Annotated in this window: 8 protein-coding genes and 1 pseudogene; 3 read left to right on the top strand and 6 right to left on the bottom strand. The window is 56.9% G+C overall.

Annotated elements, in window-relative coordinates; translation table 11 throughout:
- Window positions 1-56: 56 nt before the first annotated feature.
- The 6 genes from ADK28_RS21730 to ADK28_RS31775 form a co-directional block, all read right to left on the bottom strand.
- Entirely contained in the window at window positions 57-980 is a 924-nt protein-coding gene (locus tag ADK28_RS21730) for an IS5 family transposase (RefSeq protein ID WP_048795946.1), read from the bottom strand.
- A gap of 64 nt (window positions 981-1,044) precedes the next feature.
- Window positions 1,045-2,577 (bottom strand): PTS transporter subunit EIIC, encoded by a 1,533-nt coding sequence (locus tag ADK28_RS21725; RefSeq protein WP_048796624.1) that lies wholly within the window; start codon window positions 2,575-2,577, stop codon window positions 1,045-1,047.
- Window positions 2,578-2,795: 218 nt separating this feature from the next.
- Window positions 2,796-3,578: a spermidine/putrescine ABC transporter permease PotC gene (gene potC / locus ADK28_RS21720; protein WP_033640617.1), complete on the bottom strand. Its 783-nt coding sequence runs from the start codon at window positions 3,576-3,578 to the stop codon at window positions 2,796-2,798.
- Window positions 3,575-4,435: a spermidine/putrescine ABC transporter permease PotB gene (gene potB / locus ADK28_RS21715; protein WP_004941149.1), complete on the bottom strand. Its 861-nt coding sequence runs from the start codon at window positions 4,433-4,435 to the stop codon at window positions 3,575-3,577. Before potB ends, potC begins: the two co-directional genes overlap by 4 nt.
- Window positions 4,419-5,534, bottom strand: coding sequence for a spermidine/putrescine ABC transporter ATP-binding protein PotA (potA, locus tag ADK28_RS21710; RefSeq protein WP_048796623.1), 1,116 nt, complete (start codon window positions 5,532-5,534; stop codon window positions 4,419-4,421). Before potA ends, potB begins: the two co-directional genes overlap by 17 nt.
- A gap of 25 nt (window positions 5,535-5,559) precedes the next feature.
- Window positions 5,560-5,832 (bottom strand): hypothetical protein, encoded by a 273-nt coding sequence (locus ADK28_RS31775; RefSeq protein ID WP_126186627.1) that lies wholly within the window; start codon window positions 5,830-5,832, stop codon window positions 5,560-5,562.
- Between the two features lie 57 nt (window positions 5,833-5,889).
- Between ADK28_RS31775 and pepT the strand changes: the two genes are divergently transcribed.
- The 3 genes and pseudogenes from pepT to ADK28_RS33100 all read left to right on the top strand — a co-directional run.
- On the top strand, window positions 5,890-7,119 hold the full coding sequence (gene pepT, locus ADK28_RS21705) for a peptidase T (protein WP_033640614.1): 1,230 nt from the start codon (window positions 5,890-5,892) through the stop codon (window positions 7,117-7,119).
- Window positions 7,120-7,418: 299 nt separating this feature from the next.
- Window positions 7,419-8,561, top strand: a complete 1,143-nt coding sequence (locus ADK28_RS21700; protein ID WP_048796627.1) for a tail fiber domain-containing protein — start codon at window positions 7,419-7,421, stop codon at window positions 8,559-8,561.
- Window positions 8,562-8,667: 106 nt separating this feature from the next.
- A pseudogene (locus tag ADK28_RS33100) lies at window positions 8,668-9,604 on the top strand (klebicin D activity protein); the annotation flags it as partial.

The following is a 9,604-nucleotide window of genomic DNA, read 5'->3' as shown; positions in this document are numbered from 1 at the left end:
GGCTTTGTTGAATAAATCAGAGTCAGGCGACAGGATAGCTCCCGCCGGTACACCCGTTATGCGATCCGGATGCTGTCCGGCATCCCCAACAGCGTCATCCGGTTCAGCGCTTTGACCATCGCCATTGCTTCACCCACCTGCGCGTCATAGTCCCGCAGGCTCAGATGAGCACCCAAGAGCGTTTTGAACCGGAACATGGCCGTTTCTGCCACTGAACGCCTGTGATAACCCACTTTCTTTTTCCAGACGTCATTGCTGCCGCTCAGATGCTGATTTGCCACGGCGTGGTTACGTTCATGGTACTTGTCGGGCCAGTATTGCGCACCACTTCGTGGCGGAATGAGCGGCCTGATTTTTTTCCTCAGCAAAGCATCATGGCAGTAACGGGTATCGTAGGCGCCGTCTGCTGAGGCTTCCCTGATTTTCCGGTGGGTCTGGTTAATCAGCACCGGCAGTGCCTGTGCATCTGTCGTTCCGCTGAGCGATAAATCGGCACAGATAATCTCGTGCGTCGCACTGTCTGCGGCCAGATGGAGCTTGCGCCACACTCTGCGTTTGTCGGCCCCATGCTGCCTGACTTTCCATTCACCTTCACCGAAAACCTTCAGGCCTGTACTGTCGATGACCAGGTGCGCGATTTCACCCCGGGTTGGCGTCTTTATGTTGATGTTGACGGTCTTTGACCGCCTGCTGACCAGAGAGTAATCCGGGCAGCACAGCGGCAGAGCCATCAGCTTAAAAATCGAGTCAACGAAGCCCTGTAATGCCCGGAGCGACAGGTTGAACACGCGCTTCATCATCAGAACCGTGATGACAGCCATATCGGTGTAGTGAAGCGGACGGCCACGCCCTTCGGGCTGTGTACTGTCAGTCCATGCTGCAATGGCTGACTCATCAAGCCACACAGTGAGTGAACCGCGCTGCCTGAGTGCGTTGTTGTAGGCGGACCAGTTAGTGATTTTAAACTTTTGCTTTGCCATGGGGATCCAATGCTGAAACGACTGTATCGATCAGATCCGCTAATCACCTAAAAGTTCGATTTATTCAACAAAGCCCCTTGCCGACCGTGACGCCGTAAATCACCTGTACTTCACGGCGATTCTTCACCACGCCTTTGGCGCCGGTGCTTTTCAACGCGGCCTCATCCACCCGCGCCATATCCTTTAATTCCACCCGCAGCCGGGTAAAGCAGTTATCGACGGAAATAATGTTTTCCTTGCCGCCCAGCGCGCGAATAATGATGCCGCTCGGCTCGTCCGGGGTATTTTTGCGGTTCCGGTAATCCTGTTTGGAATAGAGTTTGACGTCCTGATCATCTTCACGGCCCGGCGTCTTCAGATTGAGCTTCAGCACCAGCGTTTTGAACACCAGGTAATACACCGCAAACTGCACCAGGCCGATGACCACATACAGCGGCCAGCGGGTGAGGGAAACCGGCAGCGGCAGGTTGTAGGCCAGGAACTCGACCAGCCCGCTGGCGCCCCAGGGGCGCACCTGCAACAGGTTGCAGGCCACCTGCGACAGCGCGGTCAACACGGCGTGGATCACCCACAGCAGCGGAGAGATAAACAGGAAGGTGAACTCTATCGGCTCGGTGATGCCGACCAGGATCGAGGTGGTGATGGCCGGGATCAGAATCGCCTTGGCCAGCATTTTCTTTTCCGGCTTGGCGGTGTGATAGAAAGCCAATGCCGCGCCCGACAGGCCGAAGATGGTCACCATCCCTTGCTGCGAGAAGCGCAGCGCCTCGTTCATCAGCGGCGAGATGCTCGGGTCGCGCATGTAGGCCAGGAAAATCGCCTGCGAACCGGAGACGGTCTGGCCGTCCTGCACGATCGAACCGCCGATGCTGGTGAGCTGGAACGGCGACCAGATAAAGTGGTGCAACCCGGTGGGGATCAGGAATTTCTCAAAGAAGCCGTAGACGAATACCCCGAGCGAGCCGGCGCTTTTCATAAAGCCGGTCAGCGCGATCAGGCCCTGTGAAATCGCCGGCCATAGGTAGCTGAAGGCGACGGCGTACAGCATGATGATCGGCGTCATGGCAATCAGCACCAGCTTGGCGCCGCCGTAGACCGAGAACACGCCGTTGAGTTCGACGTTGCACAGGCGGTTATGCACCCAGGCGATGGTGACGCCGAGGATAAGACCGAGGAAAATGCCCATATCCACCACGGTAAAACCCAGCAACTCCGTCTGCCCGGTGCCAAAATACTCACCGTTGATCTTGGCCGCGACGTGGCCGCTGAATTGCAGATAAGACGAATTGGCGCCGAGGAACATGATAAAGCACATCACCGCGACCAGCGCCGCTTCGCTTTTCTTGTCTTTGGCCAGGCCGTAGGTAATACCGATACAGAAAATCAGCCCGAGATTGCCGAATAACGGCCAGAAGGTATCGCCGATCATTTTACCGATAGAGAAGATGGCGGAATGTTCATTGATTAATGTGGCATTGGTAAGAATAGAACTGAGCGCCAGAATCAGACCGATTACCGGCAGGAAAAATATCGGCCCCATCATGGCTTTGGAGAAAAGCTGCAGCTTATTTAAGATATTATCGATAATACCTTTCATGGCAGTTCCTTTTTATATTTTAATGGATGACGACGTTGCTGAATAAACTCCCTGAAAGCGAGAAAAAATAAGGCGCCTTGCCTGGATTCAGTTATAGGGGGAAGTTTTCGCCGCTGCAATCGGCGGGGCGGAAATAGGCACCGATGGTCAGAGAGTGACAACCGGTGCCGGTTGTGAAGGGGATCACAACCGGGCGCGGCAGCGCCCGGCGAGAAGAATTATTCTGCCTTGGGCGCGCGATCGCGCATCACCCACTGGCTGGCGATCACCAGCACCAGCGACAGCAGCAGCAAAATGGTGGCCAGCGCATTGACCTCCGGCGAGACGCCGACTTTCACCATCGAGTAGATCTTCAGCGGCAAAATCTCGTAGCTCGGCCCGGTGACGAAGGAGGAGACGACCACGTCGTCCATCGACAGGGTGAAGCTCAGCAGCCAACCGGCCGCCACCGCCGGCATCGCCAGCGGCAGGATGATTTTGCGCAGGATGGTGAACTCGCTTGCGCCGAGATCGCGCGCGGCTTCCAGCATCTTCACGTCGAAGCCTTTCAGGCGCGCGTAGACGGTCACCACCACGAACGGCAGGCAGAAGGTGATGTGCGAGAACAGCAGCGACCAGAAGCCGAGCGAAATGCCCAGCAGCATGAACAGCACCAGCAGCGAGATGGCCATTACGATGTCCGGCGACATCATCACCACGAACAGCATGCCGCCGACGAACGGCTTGCCGCGAAAGCGGTAGCGGTACAGCGCCACCGCGGTCAGCGAGCCGATCAGGGTGGCGAAGGTGGCGGAGAGCACCGCCATGGTCAGCGAGTGCCCCGCGGCCTGCAGCAGGCTGTCGTTATTCAGCAGCGTGCTGTACCACTTGGCGGTAAACCCTTGCCAGTTGATACCGAAGCGCGAGGCGTTGAAGGAGTTGACGATCAGGATGACGATCGGGATATACAGATAGGCGTATACCAGCGTCATAAAGCCGCCGCGCAGCAGACGTCCGATCATGCCAGATCCTCCTTCTTGTTCAGCAGGCGTGCGGCCCGGTAATAGACCAGCAGCAACAGCCCCATCACCAGCGTCAGGCAGATGCTGGTGGCCGCGCCGAACGGCCAATCGCGGATATTGAGGAACTGGCTTTTAATCACGTTGCCGATCAGCAGGTTTTTGGCGCCGCCCATCAGATCGGCGACGAAGAACAGCCCCATCGCCGGCAGCACCACCAGCAGGCAGCCGGCGATAATGCCCGGCATGGTCAGCGGCACGATGATGCGGATAAAGGTCTGCAGCTTGCTGGCGCCGAGATCGCGCGCCGCCTCCAGACAGGACTTATCGAGCTTTTCGATGCTGGAGTAGAGCGGCATCACCATAAACGGCAGCAGGATATACACCAGGCCGAGGACGACCGCTTCCGAGGTGTACATGATGCGCAGCGGCTTGTCGATGACGCCGATCCACAGCAGCGCGTCGTTGAGATAGCCGCGGGTGCTGAGAAACAGCTTCAGGCCGTAGATGCGGATCAGCGAGTTGGTCCAGAAGGGCACGATCAGCAGAAACAGCAGCAGCGGCCGCACCTTCTGCGGCAAGCGCGCCAGGATAAAGGCGAACGGATAGCCGATCGCCAGGCAACACAGGGTGGCGATCAGCGCCATGTTCAGCGAGTGCAGCAGCACCTGGGCGTATAACGGATCGAACAAACGCCGGTAGTTATCCAGCGTGAACACCATCTGCACCAGGTTGGCGTCGTCGCGGGTCAGGAAGCTGGCGCCGATGATCATCAGGTTCGGCATGAACACGAACAGCAGCAGCCAGGCGACGACGCCGACGATCACCACATTCTGAAAGACTTTACGCGATTTCTTCATCGGCCAGCACCACCTCCCAGCTTTCGACCCAGGTCACCGCCATCTTCTGATTGAGCGAGTGATCGACGTCCGGATCGTCTTCGTTGAAGAACTCGCTGACCATCACCGTTTTGCCATTCTCCAGCTCGACCACCGACTCCAGCGTCATGCCTTTGTAGTTGCGCTCGCGCACGTACCCGATCAACCCGTCGTGCTGCGCGCTGTCGTTCACTTCTTCCACCCGCAGATCTTCCGGGCGCAGCAGCACCTTCAGCTTTTGGCCCGGCTCCACCGGCAAATCGGCGTAGATGTCGCACTCGCGGCCCTCGACGTTGGCGCGCACCCGCTGCGGATCGAGGCGTTGCAAAACCACCGCGTCGAAGATGTTGATCTCGCCGATGAAGCTGGCGACGAACAGGTTCTGCGGCTCTTCGTAGATCTCACGCGGCGTGCCGTCCTGCTCGATGCGGCCTTCGCGCATCACCACGATGCGATCCGACATGGTCAGCGCTTCTTCCTGATCGTGGGTGACGAACACGAAGGTGATGCCCAGTTTGCGCTGCAGCGCTTTCAGTTCGTTCTGCATCTGCTTGCGCAGCTTGTAGTCCAGCGCCGACAGCGATTCGTCCAGCAGCAGCACCTTCGGTTTGTTGACCACCGCGCGGGCGATGGCCACGCGCTGCTGTTGGCCGCCGGAGAGCTGCCCCGGCCGCCGCTTGGCGAACGCATCCAGCTGCACCATGCGCAGCGCCTCTTCCACGCGCGGCGTCAGTTCCGCCGCCGGCACCTTTTGCATGCGCAGGCCGAAGGCGACGTTGTCGAACACCGACATGTGCGGAAACAGGGCGTAGCTTTGAAACACGGTGTTGACGTGGCGATGTTCGGCCGGAATGGCGGTGATGTCCTGGCCGTCGAGCGCGATGCGGCCCAAATCGGCGTCTTCCAGACCGGCGATCAGGCGCAGCACCGTGGTTTTGCCACAGCCGGAGGGGCCGAGAATGGTAAGGAATTCGCCGTGATTAATCGTCAGATCCAGATCGGCAATGATGGTTTTGCCATCGAACGCTTTGCTCAGGGCATGCAGTTCAACAAGGGGAGTCGGAGAGGATGTCTCAGTCATTTATCGTATTACTCTATCCCGTGGGCTAATGCAGATAGAACCGCAACTGGAAAAGACTGCCGGAGCTTGCGGGATGCCCGCTGATCAAATGAAGCTCAAACCAGTTACGCCAATGGAAATTTTTCGAGCGCGCATGATAGACGCTGAATGCCGGAATTGAAAGCCGATCCGGCCCAGATGCCGCGTTTTTCATCATGATAGCGACAAATGACCCTGTGATGACAGCATTATTCCCCTCAGAAATCATCACAAAGGTTAATGATATTGGCGAATTCTGGTTAAAAATGACCTGACGCAATATTTGATCCTGATCGGTTCCGCATAATGAAACGCGATATTCTGAGGGGCCGCTACCATGGACAAATTACTTGACCGCTTTTTCAACTACGTCTCTTTCGACACCCAGTCCAAAGCGAACGTAAAGCATGTGCCGAGCACCGACGGGCAGTTGAAGCTGGCGCGTGCGTTGCAGCAGGAAATGATCGCGCTCGGCTTCGAGCGGGTGTCGCTCAGCGAACACGGCTGCGTGATGGGTACCTGGCCGGGTAACGTCGCCTGGCCGGTGCCTGCGGTCGGTTTCATCGCCCATCTGGATACTTCGCCGGATTTCAGCGGCAAACATGTCAATCCGCAGATCGTCGAGAACTATCGCGGCGGCGACATTGCTCTCGGCATCGGCGATGAAGTGCTGTCGCCGGTGATGTTCCCGATCTTGCACCAGATGCTGGGGCAGACGCTGATCACCACCGACGGCAAGACGCTGCTGGGCGCCGACGACAAGGCGGGCATCGCCGAGATCCTCACCGCTATGGTGCGCCTGCGCGCGCGCAAAATCCCGCACGGCGACATCCGCGTGGCCTTCACCCCGGACGAGGAGGTGGGCAAGGGGGCGCAGCTGTTCGACGTGGCGGCCTTCAATGCCGAATGGGCCTACACGGTGGACGGCGGCGGCGTCGGCGAGCTGGAGTGCGAGAACTTCAACGCCGCCTCGGTGACGATCAAAATCCTCGGTAACAGCGTGCACCCCGGCAGCGCCAAGGGGGTGATGGTCAACGCGCTGTCGCTGGCCACCCGCATTCATCAGGCGCTGCCGGCGGACGAAGCGCCGGAGACCACCGAAGGCTACCAGGGCTTTTATCATCTCAGCAGCATTAAGGGCAGCGTAGAGCGCGCCGAAATGCACTACATCCTGCGCGACTTCGAGCGTGAGGGGTTTGAGGCGCGCAAACGCAAGATGGTGGACATCGCTCGCGAGGTCGGCAAAGGCTTGCCCCGCGATTGCTATATCGAAGTGAGCATCGAAGACAACTATTACAACATGCGTGAACAGGTGGCTGAGCACCCGCACGTGATTGCGCTGGCGCAGCAGGCGATGCGCGACTGCGACATCGAACCGGTGATGAAGCCGATCCGCGGCGGCACCGACGGCGCGCAGCTGTCGTTCCGCGGCCTGCCGTGCCCGAACCTGTTCACCGGCGGCTACAACTACCACGGCAAGCACGAATTCGTGACGCTGGAGGGCATGGAGCAAGCGGTGGCGGTGATTATGCGCATCGCGGCACTGGCCGCCGAGCGGGCGCGGTAAACCCCTTCATTCCCCGGCCGGCTTGGCCGGCCCGCATTCCCTTTTCTGATCCACCCGGCGGGGCTCCGTGCACTCGCCGTTCTCTTATCGTTCCCTGCCTCATTGTTGTCCCCTTCATCATACAACCCGTGGTGAGGGGATCCCGTTATCCTCAGAGATAGAATGCTGGTTATGCATACAGGTTTGCTGTGTGCTTAACCGGTTTTACAGCTTCGGTGCGGTGAGCCCAGTGGCCAGGGAATGCTGGGGGAATGAGCGCTGTTAACCGCCATCAAACAGGACGTAAGAGGGTAATAATCATGGCAGAAGAAAAGAAAAATGCTCAGGTGATTAACGGTGTTAATGACGATATCGCCGAACTGAAATCGCTGTCTACGCTGCGCCAGCGCGTGGTCAGCGACGGTGAAATCGTCTCCAAATCGGCCAATGGTTTTCGGCTGGCAAATGGCAATACCGGCGTGATGCTGCGCAACGACGGCGAAGCTTTTTACTTACTGACAACCCCTGCCGGGCAAGCTCAAAACGGACAATGGAACACCTTGCGTCCTTTCGCTTTCAGCCTGGCTTCCGGCAGGGTTGCACTCGGTAACGGCGTTGATATTTCCGGTGGAGCGATGGTATCGCATGACGCGGGTATAGGGGCTGTGACCACTGGGCCTACTCCCCTGATAAATGGGCAGGCATACAACGCGCCCTATATTCATACGCGCTTCGTCACCAGCGGAGTCAGTTCTTCTATGATGATGGGCGCGCGGATTATCCCCGGAAAAGAAGATACGGGATTACTGGCTTATAGCGATCTTGCGGGACGCTGGAATGAAATTCAAGTAAAGGCGAACAGCGAGCTCTCTGTCGGGCAACTGACAAAACGTAACGGCAATGGCTGGATTGTCGCTGCCGGCAATATTGACGTTTCAGGTAAAGCAGAACGTATTACCAATGGGGTGCGCCTTCAGGGAAATGGGGATCTGAGCGCAGATATTTATCACATTGAACACATTAGCCAATACCATGCCATGGCATTCCATGTGGCCAACGGCGGGGCGCAGGGATGGTATGAGTTCCGGAATAACGGTCATGCCTACACCAACGGCGCCTGGAACAGCAGCTCCGACGCCCGCATGAAAACGGACATCACCCAAATTGTCGGCGCATTGGACAAGCTGGCCAATATCGGCGGCTACACCTACCTCAAACAGGGTGTGCCGGAAGCCGGGGTGATCGCTCAGGAAGTGGAGAGCGTATTGCCGCAGTCGGTCACCCAAACCGAATTGAAGCTTAACGACGGCAGCGTGCTGAAGGATGCCCGGGGCATCAATATCAACGGCGTGGTGGCGCTGCTGGTTGAGGCGCTTAAGGAGGAGCGCTCACTTCGAGATGCCGAGCGTGAAGCATTTGAAGCTCGATTGGTTGCTTTGGAAAAAGCGATTGTGAACGCCTGATTAATAAATTTTTGTAGGTTGCGCAGAGTATTAATCGACGGTGTTGCTGGTAATAAGCACTTAAGAATTTACTCTGCTGCCGAATAACGAAATAAAGGACTGACACATGAGTGGCGGAGATGGAAAAGACAGCCGTGGCCCAACTGGCGGTGTTAAAGGTGGGGCTTCAGATCAGGGGCCAAATGTAGGGCACGGTGGATCTATGGATATAAATATTCCTGGCATGGGGGATGTGCATATCGATGGAGTACACGGTTTAAATCCCGGTCAAGATAACAGTACCAACTGGGATGGAGGTAATGGGAACGGTAACGGTGGCAGGGACAGTAGCAGCAGTGGAGATTCCCAAGGAGCGGCAATACGGCGACAGGTTAACGCTATCAAAAATGACCCTAAAGTTAGTAATATCCTGAAGGAGTTACAAAAAAAAGTACGTGCGGTTACACCTTATGCAAAGGTAGCTTTGAAAAGTGTTGGGGCTGACGGAAAAATACAGGTGCAGGTTGGTGAAATTCGTACAACCGATGAAGCCGCCGTCAGCAAGGCTATTACCTCTGTCTCACAAGTTAAAAATGTACTTGGCGTGGGGTTGCCTGCTCAAGGCGGGATCGTGTTCGCCGGTAATATCGAAACCAATCACAGAATCGGTAATTATCAGAACGTACCCAACGGGAACAATAACGGCAACAATTCTGCCGCAGAGGATAAGGCGTCATTAGCCACCTATTCCGAGGCGCTTAATGGAACAATCCCACCGGGTTTCTGGCTTGAAAATAATAGGGTGATGACAGAAATTACGGAGCAGTATGAGATCAGCGGAGGTGGCAAAGGGAGCGATCGTACAGGGTATCGGCAACGCAATGTCGAAGTACCTTCTTTGACCTCGGCCTATCAACAATTTAAACAGGTAGAACGAGAAGTGGCCGAAGAGGCCCGTAAAGCTGAGGAGGCCCGTAAAGCTGAGGAGGCCCGAAAGGCGGAAGAGGCCCGCAGAGTCGAAGAGGCTCGTAAGGCTGAAGAAGCTCGCAAGGCTGAGGAGGCTC

It is taken from the genome of Serratia sp. 506_PEND (genome assembly GCF_001076875.1).
GTDB classification, from domain to species: Bacteria; Pseudomonadota; Gammaproteobacteria; order Enterobacterales; family Enterobacteriaceae; genus Serratia; species Serratia marcescens.
Note: the sequence above shows the minus strand (reverse complement) of the source record. Positions and strands in the feature narration are given on the sequence as shown.